General features: G+C 73.0%; 18 protein-coding genes. 4 read left to right on the plus strand and 14 right to left on the minus strand.

Annotated elements, in window-relative coordinates; genetic code table 11:
* Positions 1–135: 135 nt before the first annotated feature.
* From M8C11_RS25270 to M8C11_RS25280, 3 genes are read right to left on the minus strand one after another with little or no spacing between them, the layout of a single operon-like run.
* The gene (locus M8C11_RS25270; RefSeq protein WP_120570073.1) at positions 136–384 is read right to left on the minus strand and encodes a hypothetical protein; all 249 of its coding nucleotides are present in this window, start codon (positions 382–384) and stop codon (positions 136–138) included.
* Positions 385–394: 10 nt separating this feature from the next.
* A complete protein-coding gene (locus M8C11_RS25275) occupies positions 395–1,402 on the minus strand; it encodes a YafY family protein (protein WP_120570074.1) in 1,008 nt (335 codons plus the stop codon).
* Positions 1,399–2,397, minus strand: coding sequence for a YafY family protein (locus M8C11_RS25280; protein WP_121682912.1), 999 nt, complete (start codon positions 2,395–2,397; stop codon positions 1,399–1,401). Before M8C11_RS25280 ends, M8C11_RS25275 begins: the two co-directional genes overlap by 4 nt.
* A 104-nt stretch (positions 2,398–2,501) precedes the next feature.
* On the opposite strand from M8C11_RS25280, the gene M8C11_RS25285 reads away from it, so the two are divergent.
* Positions 2,502–3,494 (plus strand): cation diffusion facilitator family transporter, encoded by a 993-nt coding sequence (locus M8C11_RS25285; RefSeq protein ID WP_252453758.1) that lies wholly within the window; start codon positions 2,502–2,504, stop codon positions 3,492–3,494.
* A 44-nt stretch (positions 3,495–3,538) separates the two neighbouring features.
* Positions 3,539–4,624 (plus strand): DUF3866 family protein, encoded by a 1,086-nt coding sequence (locus M8C11_RS25290; RefSeq protein ID WP_252453760.1) that lies wholly within the window; start codon positions 3,539–3,541, stop codon positions 4,622–4,624.
* A gap of 63 nt (positions 4,625–4,687) precedes the next feature.
* On the opposite strand, the gene M8C11_RS25295 is transcribed toward M8C11_RS25290, so the two are convergent.
* The 8 genes from M8C11_RS25295 to arc all read right to left on the minus strand — a co-directional run bounded on the left by M8C11_RS25295 (position 4,688) and on the right by arc (position 12,153).
* A complete protein-coding gene (locus M8C11_RS25295) occupies positions 4,688–4,906 on the minus strand; it encodes a hypothetical protein (protein ID WP_252453763.1) in 219 nt (72 codons plus the stop codon).
* Between the two features lie 59 nt (positions 4,907–4,965).
* Entirely contained in the window at positions 4,966–6,324 is a 1,359-nt protein-coding gene (gene pafA / locus M8C11_RS25300; protein ID WP_013286109.1) for a Pup--protein ligase, read from the minus strand.
* 146 nt (positions 6,325–6,470) lie between these two features.
* Positions 6,471–7,304, minus strand: a complete 834-nt coding sequence (gene prcA / locus M8C11_RS25305) for a proteasome subunit alpha (protein WP_252453766.1) — start codon at positions 7,302–7,304, stop codon at positions 6,471–6,473.
* A gap of 54 nt (positions 7,305–7,358) precedes the next feature.
* A complete protein-coding gene (gene prcB / locus M8C11_RS25310; RefSeq protein ID WP_199733259.1) occupies positions 7,359–8,198 on the minus strand; it encodes a proteasome subunit beta in 840 nt (279 codons plus the stop codon).
* On the minus strand, positions 8,117–8,398 hold the full coding sequence (locus tag M8C11_RS30750) for an endonuclease domain-containing protein (protein WP_374669106.1): 282 nt from the start codon (positions 8,396–8,398) through the stop codon (positions 8,117–8,119). Before M8C11_RS30750 ends, prcB begins: the two co-directional genes overlap by 82 nt.
* Entirely contained in the window at positions 8,376–8,582 is a 207-nt protein-coding gene (locus M8C11_RS25315; protein ID WP_013286106.1) for a ubiquitin-like protein Pup, read from the minus strand. Before M8C11_RS25315 ends, M8C11_RS30750 begins: the two co-directional genes overlap by 23 nt.
* A 107-nt stretch (positions 8,583–8,689) precedes the next feature.
* Positions 8,690–10,207 carry a depupylase/deamidase Dop gene (gene dop, locus M8C11_RS25320; RefSeq protein WP_121685617.1) on the minus strand — a complete coding sequence of 506 codons (1,518 nt, stop codon included), beginning with the start codon at positions 10,205–10,207 and terminating at the stop codon, positions 8,690–8,692.
* A 164-nt stretch (positions 10,208–10,371) separates the two neighbouring features.
* The gene (gene arc / locus M8C11_RS25325) at positions 10,372–12,153 is read right to left on the minus strand and encodes a proteasome ATPase (RefSeq protein ID WP_091428079.1); all 1,782 of its coding nucleotides are present in this window, start codon (positions 12,151–12,153) and stop codon (positions 10,372–10,374) included.
* A 177-nt stretch (positions 12,154–12,330) separates the two neighbouring features.
* Here arc and M8C11_RS25330 point away from each other — a divergent pair, with 177 nt between their 5' ends.
* Positions 12,331–12,624, plus strand: coding sequence for a ferredoxin (locus M8C11_RS25330; protein WP_252453769.1), 294 nt, complete (start codon positions 12,331–12,333; stop codon positions 12,622–12,624).
* A 57-nt stretch (positions 12,625–12,681) separates the two neighbouring features.
* Here the strand turns inward: M8C11_RS25330 and M8C11_RS25335 are convergent, their stop codons facing one another.
* The 3 genes from M8C11_RS25335 to M8C11_RS25345 all read right to left on the minus strand — a co-directional run bounded on the left by M8C11_RS25335 (position 12,682) and on the right by M8C11_RS25345 (position 15,429).
* On the minus strand, positions 12,682–13,254 hold the full coding sequence (locus M8C11_RS25335) for a hypothetical protein (RefSeq protein ID WP_120570080.1): 573 nt from the start codon (positions 13,252–13,254) through the stop codon (positions 12,682–12,684).
* Between the two features lie 175 nt (positions 13,255–13,429).
* On the minus strand, positions 13,430–14,374 hold the full coding sequence (locus tag M8C11_RS25340) for a tRNA (adenine-N1)-methyltransferase (protein WP_120570081.1): 945 nt from the start codon (positions 14,372–14,374) through the stop codon (positions 13,430–13,432).
* Complete coding sequence (locus M8C11_RS25345; RefSeq protein WP_252453829.1) at positions 14,371–15,429, minus strand: M50 family metallopeptidase; 1,059 nt, start codon at positions 15,427–15,429, stop codon at positions 14,371–14,373. Before M8C11_RS25345 ends, M8C11_RS25340 begins: the two co-directional genes overlap by 4 nt.
* Before the next feature lie 215 nt (positions 15,430–15,644).
* Between M8C11_RS25345 and M8C11_RS25350 the strand changes: the two genes are divergently transcribed.
* Positions 15,645–16,562, plus strand: coding sequence for a PD-(D/E)XK nuclease family protein (locus tag M8C11_RS25350; protein WP_252453772.1), 918 nt, complete (start codon positions 15,645–15,647; stop codon positions 16,560–16,562).
* Positions 16,563–17,484 lie beyond the last annotated feature (922 nt).

Raw genomic sequence — 17,484 nt, forward strand, 5'->3', positions numbered from 1 at the left:
GGCCTGCCGGTGCGGGCCCGATCGGTGAAGTTTCGACCAACCCGAAGTGTCCCGTCAACCGTCCAGGTCCGCGCATTTCTGCGCGTAACCACCCGGGAACGCGCAGACGACGCTCACCGGGCCGACCGCCGTCGATCAGTCGCCGCGCTTGGCCTTGATCAACGTGATCCGCTCCTGCGCGACAGCAGCCCGCTCCTGGAGCGACTCGGCCCGCGCCTGCAACTGCTCAGCGGCCGCACGCAGCGACTCGGCCTCGACCGCCCGGCGCTGCAACGCCAGCGCGGAACGGCGCAGCCCGGGCAGGCGGCTCACCACCGGACGGATCGCCAGGGCCAGTACGACCAGCGCGAACACCACGACCCCGAGCACGATCCACGTCACCACGGCGGTCAGCCTATCGGGTGCCGCCGACGGCCGCCGGGTCGGCGCTGCCGGCCGGGGTGGCGTACGCGTCGAGCGCGGCCACGGCCTGGGCGCGGACCTGCTCGGCCAGCTCGGCCGGGGCCACCACAGTCACCTCCGGGCCCAGCCCGAGCACGAACCGCCGGGCCCACCCGAGGTCGGTGACGCGCAACGACACCAGCCACTGCTCGCCGTCGGCCTCGACCCGCTCGCACGGATAATATTCGGTGATCCACCGCTCGCCCCGGCCGATCCGCAGCGTGATCAGCGGCAGGTCGGCCGACGGGCTGAACACGCCGTCGCTGAGATCGTGCGGGCGGGCCTGCGGCGGCACCACCGCCTGCTCCGGCAGCTCCGTCACCGCGTCGATCCGGTCGGCCCGGAACAGCCGCACCCCCTCGGCGCGGCGGCACCACGCCTCCACGTACGCCCGGCCGCCGACCATCAGCATCCGCAGCGGGTCGATGGTGCGTTCGGTGGTCTCGTCCCGGGCCGGGGTGTAGTAGGTGATCCGCAGCGCCCGGCCACGCTCGACGGCGGCGCGCAGCTCGCGTACCCGGGCGGAGTCGCCGGGCAGGCGGACCTCGACCGGCGCGCCGGCCAGGTCACCGGCCGCGTTCTCGATCTTGGCGAGGGCCCGCTCGACCGCCTCCCGGTTGGCCACGCCTGGCGTCTCGGCGATCATCCGTAACGCCACCACCAGCGCCAGGGCCTCGTCCGGGGTGAGCCGCAGCGGGCGGTCGATCCCGGCGTCGTAGGTGATCGTCACCCGGTCACCGTCGAACGCCATGTCGATCAGGTCACCGGGACCGTAGCCGGGCAGCCCGCACACCCAGAGCAGTTCCAGGTCCTCCCGGAGCTGCTTCTCGGTCACCCCGAGGTCGTGCGCCGCCTCGGCGATCTCGATGCCGGGGCGGGCCAGCAGGTAGGGCACCAGGTTGAGCAGCCGGGCCAGCCGGTCGGCGGAGGCACGGCCCGCGCGGGCCGCCGGGCGGGTCACCGGGCACCCCCGGTCACGGCCAGCTCGTCGTGCCGGGCGGCGACCTCCTTGAGCCGCTGGATGACCGCCTCCCGTACCTCCGGTGGCTCCAGCACGCGGACGTCCGGGCCGTACCCGACGATCTGGCCGGCCAGGTAGTCGGCGTCGGCGTACGGCAGCACCAGCCGGTCCCCGTCGGGGCCGGCCTGGCACTCGACCGCCCAGCGGCGCAGCCCGGCGGCGCGGCCGGGGGTGGCCAGCACCGTGGCCCGGCCGGTGCGCTCCACCGGCCCGGACCAGCGGGCCACGTGGCTGATCAGGTCGACGCCGGCGGGCGGCTCGTAGGCGCCCGGCTCGCCGGTCGCCCGGACGGTGCCGACCACCCGGGACAACCGGAAGCAGCGGGTCGCATCGCGGTCGAGGTCGTGGCCGACGACGTACCACCGGCCGCGCCAGCAGACCACGCCCCACGGCTGCACCCGACGGCGGGTGGGCGCGTCCCGGTCCGGGACGCGGTAGTCGAAGGTGACCTCGCGCCGGTCCCGCGCGGCGGCGGTGAGCGGCGCGAACGCCGGGTCGACGGTGACCATCGGCTCCAGGCCCAACGTGGCCTGCGGGTCGACGTCGATGCCGGCGGCGCGCAGCTTCGCCAGCCCCGACGACGCGGCGGCTGCCAGCCCGGCGTGCTGCCACAGCCGGGCGGCGATGCCCACGGCGGCCGCCTCGTCCGGTTCGAGCGGGATGTCGGGCAACGCGTACGCGCGCGGCGCGATCCGGTAGCCCGGCTCGGCGTCGAAGACACTCGCCGTGCCGGTCTCCAGCGGCACGCCCAGCTCACGCAGCTCGGCCTTGTCGCGCTCGAACTTGCGCTGGAACGCCTCGTGGTCCTTGGCGTCGTCCGGGTCGTGCTCGTAGCCGGGCACGGTCGCGGCGATCTGCGCGGCGGTCAGGAAGCGTCGCGTCGACAGCAGGCAGATCACCAGGTTGACCAGGCGTTCGGTACGGGTCCGGGACACGTCCAAACGCTAGCAGCCCGCGCGTCCGGCGCGGGCACCCGCGCGGCGCGGCGCGGGGGTCTTCCCACCCGGCGGCGGGCATCGACCGGTCATAGGGTGATCGCATGGCGGAACCGGAGGTCAAGAGCGAGAGCGTCGGCACCGTCGTGGTGGCCGGCGCGGCGAACCTCGCCATCGCGGTCGCGAAGCTGGTCGCGGGCCTGATCTCGGGTTCCGCGGCGATGCTCTCCGAGGCCGCCCACTCGCTCGCCGACACCACCACCGAGGTGCTGCTCTACCTGGCGCTGCGCCGCGGCGCGCGGCCCGCCGACACCCGGCACCCCTTCGGGTACGGCAAGGAGAGCTATGTCTGGGCGTTCCTCGCCGCGCTGTTCACCTTCGTCGCCGGGGCGGGCTTCGCCATCACGCACGGCATGACCACCATCCTGGTGCACGAGCACAGCGGCGAGTACCTCGTCGCGTACGTGGTGCTGGCGGTCTCCTTCGCGATCGAGTCGGTGTCGCTGGCCCGGGCGGTCCGGCAGGTGCGCGGCGAGTCGCGCCGCTGGGGCACCACCCCGCGCCGCTACCTGCGCCTGACCGCCGACACCACGGTCAAGGCGGTCTTCCTGGAGGACAGCGCCGCGCTGATCGGCCTGCTGATCGCCGCCGGTGGGCTCACCCTGTCGCACCTGACCGGCGACGAGCTGTACGACGGGATCGCCTCGATCCTCATCGGCGTGCTGCTGCTGGTCGTCGCCGCCGTGCTGGCGCGCAGCAACATCTCGCTGCTGGTCGGCCGCTCCGTGTCCGACCGGCTGCACCGGCGCATCGAGCGGGAACTGGCGGACGTGCCGACGGTGGACCGGATCGACACGCTGATGACCATGTTCCTCGGCCCCGACGACATCCTCGTCGCCGCCAAGGTCGACTTCCGCGACGACGCCACCGGCGCCGACATCGAGGCCGCCGCCGACGAGGCCGAACGCCGGCTCACCGGGCACTTCCCGGAGATCGCGTACGTCTTCCTGGACCCCACCCGGTCCCGCTCCCCCGGCCGGCCCGCCCGCACCACGCAGGACGAGGCGGGCCGCCCGGTCGACGACCGGAACCCCTGACCCGCCCGGGGGCCGTCCCGGCGGCGGCCGATAGCGTGCACCGCATGGTGCGATGGCGGTCCGGCACGGTCACGGCGGTACGGCGACGGTGGGCCGGCGCTGCCGAACTGGACGTCGACCTGCCCGACGGCACGCGGATGCGCGCCCTGGCCTACCCGGCCCTGGTCGGCGAGCCGGAGCCCGGCGACCGGGTGCTGCTCAACGCCGGCGCGCTGCTGATGGGCCTCGGCACCGGCGGGTACGCGCTGGTCGTGGCGCTGCCCGACCGGCTGCCGCCGGACCCGCCGCAGGCCGGCGACAGCCGCGACGCCGGGCACCTGGTCAAGGCCCGCTACACGCCGCTGCAACCGATCCTGCTCGGCGTGGACGAGGAGGCGTCGCCGCACCACGACCGGCTGGCCGCCGCCGACACCGTCGACGGCATGCCGGTGGTCACCGCCGACCTGCACTCCGCGCTGCCCGCGATCCTGGCCGGCGTACACGCCGACGCGCCCGGCGCCCGGGTGGCGTACGTGCTGACCGACGGCGGGGCGCTGCCGGCCTGGTTCTCCCGCACGCTGGCCGGGCTGTCCGGGCACCTCGTGGGCACGGTGAGCGTGGGCCAGGCGTTCGGTGGCGACCTGGAGGCGAGCACGCTGCACAGCGGTCTGCTCGCCGCGCGGCACGTGCTCGACGCGGACCTGACGATCGTCGCCCAGGGGCCGGGCAACCTCGGCACCGGCACCCGCTGGGGCTTCTCCGGGGTCGCCGTCGGCGAGGCGGTGAACGCGGTCGCCACGCTGGGCGGGCGCCCGGTCGGGTCGCTGCGCATCTCCGACGCCGACGCCCGCCCCCGGCACCGTGGCGTCTCCCACCACAGCCTGACCGCGTACGGCCGGGTCGCGCTGGCCCCCGCGGAGCTGGTCGTGCCGGACGGCCTGCCCCCCGGACTGGCGGCGGAGGTCGCCGCGGCGCTCGCGCCGCTGGCCGACCGGCACACGATCGTCACGGTGCCCGCCGACGGCCTCGACGCGGCGCTGCGGGCCGCCCCGGTCGGACTGTCCACGATGGGCCGGGGCCTGGACGCCGACCACGCGTACTTCCTGGCCGCGGCCGCCGCCGGCCGGCACGCGGCCCGCCTGCTGACCTGACCGGCGCGGCCCGCTGCCGGGCCGCGTGGCCTGCGTCGCGGACCGGGCTGACCGGCGCGGCGCTCAGCCGAGGAACAGGATCAGCCCGAGCCAGGCGCCCACGATCAGCACCAGCGCCGCGGCCAGCACCCAGGTCGGCACCGTGTAGTCGCCGCGCCTGTTGCGTTCGATCTCGGCGCGGATCTTCTCCCGCCGGCGGTCGATCCAGTTGAGCTTCTCGGTGCCGTCACGGCCCGAGGACGTCTCGCGGCCGGACCCACCGGCGGATTCGGAAGTGTTCATCGCGACGCCAGCGTACCCGTGGACGGGCGGCCGGTGCCCGGCACCGGCCGCCCGCACGATCACATGCTGGCGATCAGCCGTTCCACCCGCTCGTCGTAGGCCCGGAACGGGTCCTTGCACAGCACCGTGCGCTGCGCCTGGTCGTTCAGCTTCAGGTGCACCCAGTCCACGGTGAAGTCACGCCGCTTCTCCTGGGCGTGGCGGATGAACTCGCCGCGCAGCCGCGCCCGGGTCGTCTGCGGCGGCGTCTCCTTCGCCTCGAAGATCTCCGGGTCGGTGGCCACCCGGTCCACCTCGCGGCGGCGCTCCAGCAGCCCGTACAGGCCGCGCCCGCGCCGCAGGTCGTGGTAGGCCAGGTCCATCTGCGCCACCCGCGGGTGCGACAGCGGCAGGTCGTGCTTGCGCTGGTAACGCTCGATCAGCTTCAGCTTCGTGACCCAGTCGATCTCGCGGGCCACCGGGTCCAGGTCGCCGGTCTCGACCGCGCGCAGGACCCGGCCCCACAGGTCGACCACCCGCTTCGCGGTCTGGTCGCCGCCCCGGCGCTCCACGAACTCCGTGGCCTTGGCCAGGTATTCCTGCTGGATCTCCAGCGCCGAGACCTCCTTGCCGGAGGCCAGCCGCACCTTGCGCCGGCCGGTGATGTCGTGCGACACCTCGCGGATGGCCCGGATCGGGTTCTCCAGCGTCAGGTCGCGCATCACCACGCCGGCCTCGATCATCCGCAGCACGATGTCGGCCGTGCCGACCTTCAGCAGCGTGGTGACCTCGTTCATGTTCGAGTCGCCGACGATCACGTGCAGCCGGCGGTAGCGCTCGGCGTCCGCGTGCGGCTCGTCGCGGGTGTTGATGATCGGCCGGCTGCGGGTGGTCGCCGACGAGACGCCCTCCCAGATGTGCTCGGCCCGCTGGGACAGGCAGTAGACCGCGCCGCGCGGCGTCTGCAGCACCTTGCCCGCGCCGCAGATCAACTGGCGGGTGACCAGGAACGGGATGAGCACGTCGGCGAGCCGGCCGAACTCGCCGTGCCGGGACACCAGGTAGTTCTCGTGGCAGCCGTACGAGTTGCCGGCCGAGTCGGTGTTGTTCTTGAACAGGTAGATCTCGCCCGCGATGCCCTCGTCGTGCAGCCGCTTCTCGGCGTCGACGAGCAGCCCCTCCAGGATCCGCTCACCGGCCCGGTCGTGTGCCACCAGGTCGGTCACCGAGTCGCACTCCGGGGTCGCGTACTCCGGGTGCGAGCCCACGTCCAGATAGAGGCGGGCACCGTTGCGCAGGAACACGTTGCTCGACCGGCCCCACGACACCACCCGCCGGAACAGGTACCGCGCGACCTCGTCGGGGGACAGTCGGCGTTGCCCGCGATAGGTGCAGGTGACGCCGTACTCGGTTTCGAGGCCGAAGATTCGCCGCTCCATGATGAGACACTAGCCGCCCGGAGCCTCCGATGGGCAGCGCCGACGCTCGCCGCTTGCGATCTCCCCCACCGGATCGGGGAGGTGGCGGGCTCCGTACGCGAAAGACCCCGCCACCTCGGCGAGGCGGCGGGGTCCGTGAACGCGCGTCACTCGGCGGGCTTGTCCTCCGCGTTGCCCTCCAGATCGGCCGAACCCGCCGACGTGGTCGGCTTCTTCGCCTCCTCCGTGGGCACGGTCGGCGTCTTAGCCCGGCCCGGCGCCGGGGGAACGTCCCCCTCCGCCTCGCCGTCCAGCAGCGCGGTCAGCGCCGCGCCGGTGATCCGCCGGAACGTACGCCCCACCCGGCGCCGGTCCAGGACCGCCACCTCCAGCTGGTTCGCGGCGATGGTGCGGGCCGCCCCGCCCTCGCCGCCGACGCTGCTCAGCGCCTTCATGGCGGCGCGGACCGCCTCCGACAGCGACATCTCCGGCCGGTGCTCGTTCTTCAGCACCCCGGTGATCGCCTCGGCCTGGCCGCCCATCGCCATCCGGCCCGGCTCGTCGTTCACCGAGCCGTCGTAGGTCACCCGGTAGAGGGAGTCGTCCTCGGGCGCGGCACCCACCTCGGCCACGCAGATCTCCACCTCGAACGGCTTCGACTGCTCCGTGAAGATCGCGCCGAGCGTCTGCGCGTACGCGTTGGCCAGCGCCAGGCCGTTCACGTCCCGCCGGTCGTAGCTGAGGCCGTTGAGGTCGGCCATCCGCACGCCCGCGCGGCGCAGGTTCTCGAACTCGTTGTACCGGCCGACAGCGGCGAAGCCGATCCGGTCGTAGATCTCGCTGACCTTGTGCAGCGTGCTGGACAGGTTCTCGGCGACGAAGAGCACCCCGCCCGCGTAGCTCAGGACCACCGCGCTGCGGCCCCGGGCGATGCCCTTGCGGGCCAGCTCGGAGCGGTCGCGCATGATCTGCTCGGGCGAGGCGTAGAACTGCATGGCCACGGCGGCGGTTCTCCTTCTGCGGGACTGCTGACTCGGTGGACGGTGGGAGCGGCCTCAGCCGCCGGGGTTCTCCATCCGGCCGGACACCACGCTCTCCGCGATCGCCGCCGTCTCGGCGTCGGTGAGCCGGTGGGTGCCCTCGGCGGTGGCGGTCATCACGACCGGGTAGATCCGCCGGGTCAGGTCGGGGCCGCCGGTGGCGGTGTCGTCGTCCGCCGCGTCGTAGAGCGCCTCGACCGCGAGCCGCGTCGCGTCCTCGACCGACAGGCCGGTCCGGAACCGCTTCTTCAGCGCGGACTTGGCGAACAGCGAACCGGAACCGATGGCGTCGTAGCCGGTCTCCTCGTACGGGCCGCCGGTCACGTCGAAGCTGAAGATCCGCCCGGCCCGCGCCGGGTCGCTCGCGGCCAGGTCGAAGCCGGCGAACAGCGGGATCACGGCGAGGCCCTGCATGGCCGCGCCCAGGTTGCCGCGGATCATCGAGGCCAGCCGGTTGGCCTTGCCGTCGAGCGAGAGCATCGCGCCCTCGATCTTCTCGTAGTGCTCCAGCTCCACCTGGAACAGTCGCATCAGCTCGATGCCGATGCCGGCGGTGCCCGCGATGCCGACGAGCGAGTACGCGTCGGCCGGGTGCACCTTCTCGATGTCGCGCTGGGCGATCAGGTTGCCCATCGTGGCGCGCCGGTCGCCGGCCATGACCACGCCACCGGCGGCCGAGATGGCCACGATCGTGGTCGCGTGCGGCGCCATGTCGGCGGCCATGCCGGGCGGCAGCGGCCGCCGGCCGGGCAGCATCTCGGGGGCCACCTTGCTCAGGAACGCTGTGAAGGAGGACGTCCCCGCGTTGGTGAACACATCTGGAAGACGCCCGGATGGATCAAAACCCGCTGCCACGTGGTTCCTCTCAGGTACGTGATCGCCCCGGCCGGCCCCACGGGAGTGTCCCGGGACCGGCCAAGACCACCGTTGCAGTTGAAGCAGATTATCCCGCGCACCCGTCCGGTGCGATCATCGTGGTGCCGGCGGTTGACGGCCTGCCCTTCGCCCTGCCGGACGAAACGGACACATGCCCTACTGGCCGCCCTTTTGTACATATCCCCGGACGAACTCCTCGGCGTTCTCCTCCAGGACGGAGTCGATCTCGTCGAGCAGGTCGTCCACGTCCTCGGTGATCTCGGCGTGCCGCTCAGCCACCTCGGGGTTGGCCTCCGCGGTGACCTCCTCGACCTCCTCGCGGGACTTGCCGGACTGGGTCTGCCCACCCTCTTGCGTCGCCATGGTGGTGCCTCCTCCACGATCGCCTGCGATCAACTTACCTCGCGGGAGCGACGAAAGGCCCGTCGCGTGCCCGTTTCCGGCACCCGGCGGGCCTTCCGGCATCGGGGTCACCCGGCGGTGAGCGTCTCCAGCAGATCCTTGGCGCTCTCGCAGCGGTCGAACAGCTCGCCGACGTGCGCGCGGGTGCCCCGCTCGGGCTCCATCATCGGCACCCGGACCAGCGACTCCCGGCCCACGTCGAAGATGACCGAGTCCCAGCTCGCGGCGACCACCTCGGAGGCGTACCGGTCCAGGCAACGGCCCCGGAAGTACGCCCGGGTGTCCTCCGGCGGCTCGGTCATCGCGGTGCGGGTCTGCTCGTCGGTGAGCAGCGTCTTCATCGAGCCGCGCTGCACCAGGCGGTGGTAGAGGCCCTTCTCCGGCCGCACGTCGGAGTACTGGAGGTCGACCAGTTGCAGCTTGTGCGAGCCCCAGGCCAGCTTCTCCCGCTCCCGGTAGCCCTCCAGCAGCCGCAGCTTGGCCACCCAGTCCAGCTCGTCGGCGCACTCGAACGCGTCGCGGCCGAGCCGGTCCAGCACACTCTCCCAGCGGCGCAGCACGTCGGCGGTCTGCGCGTCCACGTCCTTGCCGTAGCGGTCGTCCACGAAGGAGCCGACCCGCTCCAGGTACGCCCACTGCACGTCCAGCGCCGTCAGCTTGCGGCCGTCGCGCATCCGCATCAGGTGCTTGAGCGACGGGTCGTGGCTGACCGCGCGCAGCTCGGCCACCGGGTCGGCGATGCCCAGGTCCGCGCCGAGCGCCTTCTCCTCGATCATGGCGAGGATCAGCGAGGTGGTGCCGACCTTGAGGAACGTGGAGATCTCGGAGAGGTTGGCGTCGCCGATGATGACGTGCAGCCGGCGGTACTTGTCGGCGTCGGCGTGCGGCTCGTCGCGGGTGTTGATGATGGGCCGCTTGAGCGTCGTCTCCAGTCCCACCTCGACCTCGAAGAAGTCGGCCCGCTGGGAGATCTGGAAACCGCTCTGGCCGCCGTCCTGGCCGATGCCGACCCGCCCGGCGCCGCAGACGATCTGCCGCGTGACGAAGAACGGCGTCAGGTACGCCACGATGTCGGCGAACGGCGTCTGCCGGCGCATCAGGTAGTTCTCGTGCGCGCCGTAGCTGGCGCCCTTGTTGTCGGTGTTGTTCTTGTACAGGTGGATCGGGTGGGTGCCCGGGATGGTCGCGGCCCGCCGGGCCGCCTCGGCCATCACCCGCTCCCCCGCCTTGTCCCACCGCACCACGTCCAGCGGGTTCGTCACCTCGGGCGTGGAGTACTCCGGGTGGGCGTGGTCGACGTAGAGGCGGGCGCCGTTGGTGAGTATGACGTTGGCGAGCCCGAGGTCCTCGTCGGCGAGCGCCTCGGCCGGGTCGTACGCGGCGCCGGAGTAGGTGAACCCGCGGGCGTCGCGCAGTGGCGACTCCTCCTCGTAGTCCCAGCGGGCCCGGCCGCCCCGGTTGAGTTCCGGCCGCGCCCCGTAGGCGTTGACCACCTGGGAGGAGGTGACCATCGGGTTGGCTCCGGCCTGACCGGGCACGGAGATGCCGTACTCGACCTCGGTGCCCATGATCCGTCTAACGCTCATCGACCTGCCCGCTCCGCTCGCCGTCCCGGTCCCCGTCACGTCGAGCGTAGTCGGCGTGACGCGCCGAGGGGGCGTGGCGGCAGCGCCGGTCCGCTGTGGCGGCTTCCCCGAGCACGCGCGGAGGCCCGCGGCGCGTACGCCACGGGCCTCCGTCGAGGGTCGGACTAGAGGTATTGGCCGGTGTTGCTGGCGGTCTCGATGGACCGTCCGGCCTCGGCGCCCTTGCCGCCGGAGACGAGCGTGCGGATGTAGACGATCCGCTCGCCCTTCTTGCCGGAGATGCGGGCCCAGTCGTCGGGGTTGGTGGTGTTGGGCAGATCCTCGTTCTCGCGGAACTCGTCGACGCAGGCGTCGAGCAGGTGCTGGAGCCGCAGCCCCTTGCGCCCGGAGGTGAGGAACTCCTTGATGGCCATCTTCTTGCCCCGGTCCACGATGTTCTGGATCATCGCGCCGGAGTTGAAGTCCTTGAAGTAGAGGACTTCCTTGTCGCCGTTGGCATAGGTGACCTCGAGGAAGCGGTTCTCCTCGGTCTCGGAGTACATCCGCAGGACCACCGCGTCGATCATCGCCGCGACGGTGGCCTGGGCGTCGCCGCCGTGTTCGGCCAGGTCGTCGGCGTGCAGCGGCAGGCCGGCGAGGATGTACTTGGAGAAGATGTCCTTCGCCGCCTCGGCGTCCGGCCGCTCGATCTTGATCTTCACGTCGAGCCGGCCGGGGCGCAGGATCGCCGGGTCGATCATGTCTTCCCGGTTGGAGGCGCCGATGACGATGACGTTCTCCAGGCCCTCGACGCCGTCGATCTCGCTGAGCAGCTGCGGGACGATGGTGTTCTCCACGTCGGAGGAGACGCCGGAGCCGCGGGTGCGGAACACCGAGTCCATCTCGTCGAAGAACACGATCACCGGGGTGCCCTCGCCGGCCTTCTCCCGCGCCCGCTGGAAGATCAGCCGGATGTGCCGCTCGGTCTCACCGACGTACTTGTTGAGCAGCTCGGGGCCCTTGATGTTGAGGAAGAAGCTGGTGTGGCGATCCTTCCCCTCCCGCTCGGCGATCTTCTTGGCCAGCGAGTTCGCCACCGCCTTGGCGATCAGCGTCTTGCCGCAGCCGGGCGGGCCGTAGAGCAGGATGCCCTTCGGCGGCCGGAGCTGGTGCTCGCGGAACAGGTCGGAGTGCAGGAACGGCAGCTCCACCGCGTCGCGGATCTGCTCGATCTGTGCCTGGAGGCCACCGATGTCCTCGTAGTTGACGTCGGGCACCTCCTCCAGGACCAGCTCCTCGACCTCGCTCTTCGGGATCCGCTCGTACGCGTACGCCGAGCGGGGCTCGATCATGAGCGAGTCGCCGGCCCGGATCGCGCTGCCGATCAGGGTCTCGGCGAGGTGCACGATGCGCTCCTCGTCGGAGTGCGACACCACGAGCGCCCGGTCACCCGGAGCGCCCTCGGGGCCCGCCAGGATCTCCTTGAGCATCACCACCTCGCCGACCCGCTCGTAGCCGAACGCGTCGACGATGTTGAGCGCGTCGTTGAGCAGGACCTCCTGGCCACGGCGCAGCTCGTCGACCTCCAGCGAGGGCGAGACGGCCACCCGGAGCTTGCGCCCGCCGGTGAACACGTCCACCGTGCCGTCGTCGTGCTTGGCCAGGAAGACGCCGTAGCCACTCGGCGGCTGGGCGAGACGGTCGATCTCCTCCTTGAGCGTCACGATCTGCGCGCGAGCCTCCTTGAGGGTGCTCACGAGCCGTTCGTTGTTCTCGGTCAGCCGCGCCAACTGTGCCTGGGTGGCCGCCAGCCGCTCTTCGAGCTGCCGGACGTGTCGGGGGCTTTCGGTCAACTTGCGCCGCACCAGAGCGAGTTCCTCTTGCAGGAACGCGACCTGCGTGGAGAGATCGTGGGCTTCCTTTTCCCACCGTGCGGCGCGCGAGTCCGCGTCGTCGCTGCGTGCCACGTCCCACCTCCCCGGGGGGCTTGAACGTTCTGACCTAACACTAGCCGCTATGAGCCCGATTCGGTCCACAGCAACGCGCTCGTCACCGAAGCTTGATCGCGAAGGGCTGGTCGCGGGGCGGGTACGGGCGTTCGGGTACCGTCGGAGTGTGGGACGGGAGAACATGGGGGGTGCTTCGTGACCGACGTCGCGACCGACCAGTTGCAGGTCTGGGTGGATCAGGACCTCTGCACCGGTGACGGGCTCTGCGTGCAGTACGCGCCGGAGGTCTTCGAGTTCGACGTCGACGGCCTGGCGTACGTCAAGGGCCCGGACGGCGAGCTGCGGCAGGCCACCGGCGCCCGGGTGGACGTGCCGGAGCACCTGCGCCTCGAGGTGATCGACTCGGCGAAGGAGTGCCCGGGCGAGTGCATCCACGTCGTGCGCGGCAGCGACGGCGTCGAGGTGGCCGGCCCGGAGGCCGAGGACTGAGCGGAGACGGACACGACGGGCCGGGGACACGCGTCCCCGGCCCGTCGTGCGTCCGCCTCAGAGCAGGGGCCGGCCGACGACCGAGGCGACCAGCCGGGCGAACTCCTCCAGCCGGGCGATCTGCCCCGCCCCGCCGTCGTCGAGGGTCTTGCCGAAGCGCAGCGCGTCGTGTCGGGGCGCGCCGACCGCCTCGTCGCTGGGCGGCGCCTCGTCCAGCGAGCTGAGCAGCAGGTACACGTCGATGCTGTCGACCCGTACGGTGCCGTTGTCGGCGCGCATGAGCCGCCGCCGGCAGCCGACCTCGGTGACGGTGGACAGCGGCACCACCCGCAGCGACGAGGTCATCGCGCCGGGCGGCCCCTCCCCCGGCGGCACGTCCTCGCCGTGCCAGAGCACCAGCCGGCTGCCGTCGCAGACGACGACCTCCTGCCACACCCCGTTCACCTCGTTGACGAAGCGCTCCAGCGTGAAGCCGAGCACGGACGCGCCGCGCAGCACGCCGTCGAGCGCCTCCAGCGCGATGTCCGGGTCGCGCAGGTACGCCCGGGCGGCCGACTCCAGGTCGGTGTAGGGCGACCAGTCCGGGAAGACGGCGGGCAGGTCGCCGTTGCCGTAGCCGGGGTTGCTCACGCCGCCTCCCGCCGACCCGCGCCGCGGCGCCACCATCGGTTTCGGTCACCGGCACGGGCGCGCCGCCCGACGCGCGCCCCGATCCGCTCGCTCATGCCACCGTCTCCACCCGCTCAGGTGTCGTCCCCACCGGCACACATGATCCGCCCGTGCGCGCGCGTCCGCGCGGCGGGGGTCAGGACTGCTCCGGCTCCTCCGCCGCGCGGGCGGCCGCGGCGGCGCGCAGGGCGTCGCGGCGCTGCGCGTACGCCTCGGCGCCCTTGCTGGGCTTGCGCCGGCGCGGCGGCGCGGTGACCCCGGGGGCGAGCTTGCGGGCGGAGACGAGGAACGCGGTGTGGGCGATCATCCGGTGGTCCGGGCGCACCGCGAGCCCTTCGGCGTGCCAGTCGCGCACCAGCGACTCCCAGGCGCGCGGCTCGGTCCAGCCGCCGCGCTCGCGCAGCGCCTCGACCAGCTCGGACAGCTGCGGGGTGGTGGCCACGTAGCCGATCAGCACGCCGCCGGGCACGAGCGCCCGCTCGACCATGTCGAGCATCTCCCACGGGGTGAGCATGTCGAGGATGATCCGGTCGAAACCGGTCTCGGTGCAGTCGGCGACGTCGCCGACGTGCAGCCGCCAGGCCGGGTGCGGGCCGTTGAAGAACGCCTCGACGTTGCGGCGGGCGATCTGGGCGAAGTCGTCGCGCAGCTCGAACGAGTGCAGCTCGCCCTCGGTGCCGACGGCCCGCAGCAGCGAGCAGGACAGCGCGCCGGACCCGGCGCCGGCCTCCAGCACCTTGGCGCCGGGGAAGACGTCGCCCATGGCGACGATCTGCGCCGAGTCCTTCGGGTAGATCACCTGGGCGCCGCGCGGCATGGACAGCACGTAGTCCGACAGCAGCGGCCGCAGCGCCAGGAACGCGGTGCCGCCGCCGGCGGTGGTGACCACGCTGCCGTCGGGCAGGCCGATCAGGGTGTCGTGCTTGAGGATCCCGCGGTGGGTGTGGAACTCCTTGCCCGGCTCCAGCGTCACGGTGTGCATCCGGCCCTTCGGGTCGGTCAGCTGGACCCGGTCGCCCGGCCGGAACGGCCCGCGATGGACCGGGGGCAACGCCGGGACGGTGGAGATCTCTGCGGTCACGTGTTCGTCTTCCGTTCGGGTTCCAGGAGCTGGGCGAGATCCGCGATGTGCAGCACGCCGACCACATCTTCGCCTGCCGTCACGACGTACTGCGCGCCCGGGTGGGTGCGCACGGTCTCCAGCACGCGCTCGCCGTCCGCCCCGAGCGGCAAGGCCGGCACGGCGGACAGGTCGCGGGCCACCTCGTCCACCGCGACCCACGGCCTCCGTTCCGGGGGTACGGCGGCGACGCGGGCCGGGTCGACCAGGGCGACGGTACGGCCGGCCGAGTCGACCACGCCGAGTGCCGCCTCGGGGGTGCCCGCCTCGTCGCGGCGGCGCTGGGCCTCGGCCAGCGGCGTGCCGGTGGGCACCGGCAGCACCGTGCGGGCCAGCCGGGCCAGGTCGACCAGGTGCAGCCGGCGGCCGATGCGCGCCAGCCGGATCGACTGGCCGGCGCCGCGCCACAGCGTCAGCGCGACGAGCAGCAGCAGTGGCAGGGCCAGGGGTGCCAGCGCCCGGCGCATGGTGAGCACCACGACCAGCACCAGCGTGCCCAGCGCGACGGCCCGGCCCACCCAGCCGGCCACCTCGGTGCCGCGGTGCCGGTCGTGGGTGAGCGCCCACACGGCGGCGCGCAGCGCCCGTCCGCCGTCCAGTGGCAGGCCGGGCAGGCTGTTGAAGATCGCCACCACCACGTTGCTCACCGCGAGCTGGAAGGCGAGCTGGTGGCCGAGCGTGCCGGCGGGCAGGGCGAGGGTGGCGGCGACCGCGCCGGCGCCGAGCACCGCGGAGACGGCCGGGCCGGCCAGGGAGATCAGCAGCTCGACCCGAGGGCTGGGGGCGTCGCGGTCCATCTCGGTGTAGCCGCCGAGCAGTTCCAGGGTGATCCCCCGCACACCGATGCCGTACCGGCGGGCGGTCAGCGCGTGCCCCAGCTCGTGCAGCAGCACGGAGCCGAGCAGCGAAATCACGAAGCCGAGGCCGACCAGGTAGCCGCCGAGCGGGCCGAGGTCGAGCTGACGGCGGGCCAGTGCCGCGTACAGCACTGTGACCACGACGGTGAGCAGCAGCATCGAGGCGTCGACGCGCAGCGGCACCCCGAGGACCCGGCCGAGGCTGAGCCCCGGCCGGCGGGGTCCTCGGCTCCGCTGCTGCACCGGCCCGATGCTACGTGAGCTGAGCTTCGGCGAGCCCCGCAGCCGTGGACGACTGAGGGCGCCACGGTTGCGGATCATGCTTCGGTGCGGCGACGCCGGTCCTGTCACACGCGTGCCCTAACCTTCCGGGCATGACGGCGGAACCGATGATCGACAGTCACGGCGACCAGACGGCGGCACCGGCGCCGGTCACCGTGCGGGCCTCGTTGTCGCCGTCGCGGGCGGCCGACTTCAAGACCTGCCCGCTGCTCTACCGGTTTCGCAGCATCGACCGGCTGCCCGAGCGGCCGACCGTCGAGCAGGCCCGGGGCACGCTCGTGCACGCGGTGCTGGAGCGGCTGTTCGACCTGCCGGCCCCCGCGCGCACCCCGGAGTCGGCCGGTGACCTGGTCGCCCCGCAGTGGGACCGACTGGTCACCGAGGAGCCGGAGCTGGCCACGCTGTTCGCCGACGGCGACGCCGTCGGGCCGCAGGAGTTCCTCCGGTCGGCGACGGCGCTGCTGGACGGCTACTTCGCGGTGGAGGACCCGCGCCGGCTGGAGCCGGCCGAGCGCGAGGCGCTGATCTCCGCGGTGGTCGACGACGAGCTGCTCATCCGGGGCTACCTCGACCGGCTCGACGTCGCGCCGGACGGCGCGCTGCGGGTGGTCGACTACAAGACCGGTGGGGCGCCGCGGGAGGCGTTCGAGGCGCGGGCGCTGTTCCAGCTCAAGTTCTACGCCCTGGTGCTGTGGCGAACGCGGGGCGTGGTGCCGCGGGTGCTGCGGCTGCTCTACCTCAAGGACGCCGAGGTCTGCGACTACGCGCCGGACGCCGACGAGCTGGTGCGCTTCGAGCGCACGGTGGTGGCGCTGTGGCGGGCGATCGAGCAGGCCACCGCCCGGCAGGACTTCCGTCCCCGGCCGAGCCGCCTGTGCGACTGGTGCAACCACCAGGCGCTGTGTCCGAGCTACGGCGGGACGCCGCCGCCGTTCCCGACGTCCGCCGCCGCACCCGACCCGCTGGTGGACGCCCGCTCCCGCCCGGTGGCGCCCGGCGCCGACGAGTGACCTCCGCTCCTGCCGGCGGGTGCCCCGGGCTGACGCCTGGCCGGACGGCCTCCTATCGGCGGGCGATCCCGCGCAGGGCCAGCACGCAAGAGCGCCCGCGATCCCGCTGGGTAACCACCCCCGCCTGACCGCCCGCTTCCCGCCCCGTGGGTCATGCGGGCCACTTCGGGGAGGTGGCGGGGTCGGGCGGTGCGCGATGCCGCAACCTCCCCGAGCAGGCGTGGATCACCATCGGCGGCGACCGAGCACCCCGGCCACTTCACCGAAGTGGCGAGGTTGACGGGAGCGGGACGCAGCCACCTCGGGGAGGTGGCGGGATCGGGCGGTGCGCGATGCCGCAACCTCCCCGAGCAGGCGTGGATCACCGCCGGTGGCGACCGAGCACCCCGGCCACTTCACCGAAGTGGCGAGGTTGACGGGAGCGGGACGCAGCCACCACGGCGAGGTGGCGGGATCGAGCGGTGCGCGATGCCGCAACCTCCCCGAGCAGGCGTGGATCACCATCGGTGGCGACCGAGCACGCGCGGCACTTCGCCGAGGTGGCGGGTCGACGGAGATGGGATGCGGCCACCCCGGGGAGGTGGCGGGGTCGACGAGGGCGGGACGCGCCACCTCGGGGAGGTGGCGGGGTCGACGAGGGCGGGACGCGCCACCTCGGGGAGGTGGCGGGGTCGACGGGGGTGGGACGCAGCCACCTCGGCGAAGTGGAGTCGATCATGGGTGCGGGCGTGCCCCACCATCGGCGACGGGCTCGCCGAGCGGAGCGCGGCGCTCCCCGAGCCGGGCGTGTCCGGCACCGGGTCACCGCGGAGCGAGTCCGGCACCGGGTCACCGGGGGGGCGAGCCGGGCGCCGGGTCACCCCGCGGACGAATGCGATGCCGAGCCACCGTGGGTCACCGGCGATCCACCGCGAGCCCGGCA

The sequence above is a fragment of the Micromonospora sp. CPM1 genome (assembly GCF_023896895.1).
GTDB classification, from domain to species: Bacteria; Actinomycetota; Actinomycetes; order Mycobacteriales; family Micromonosporaceae; genus Micromonospora; species Micromonospora tulbaghiae.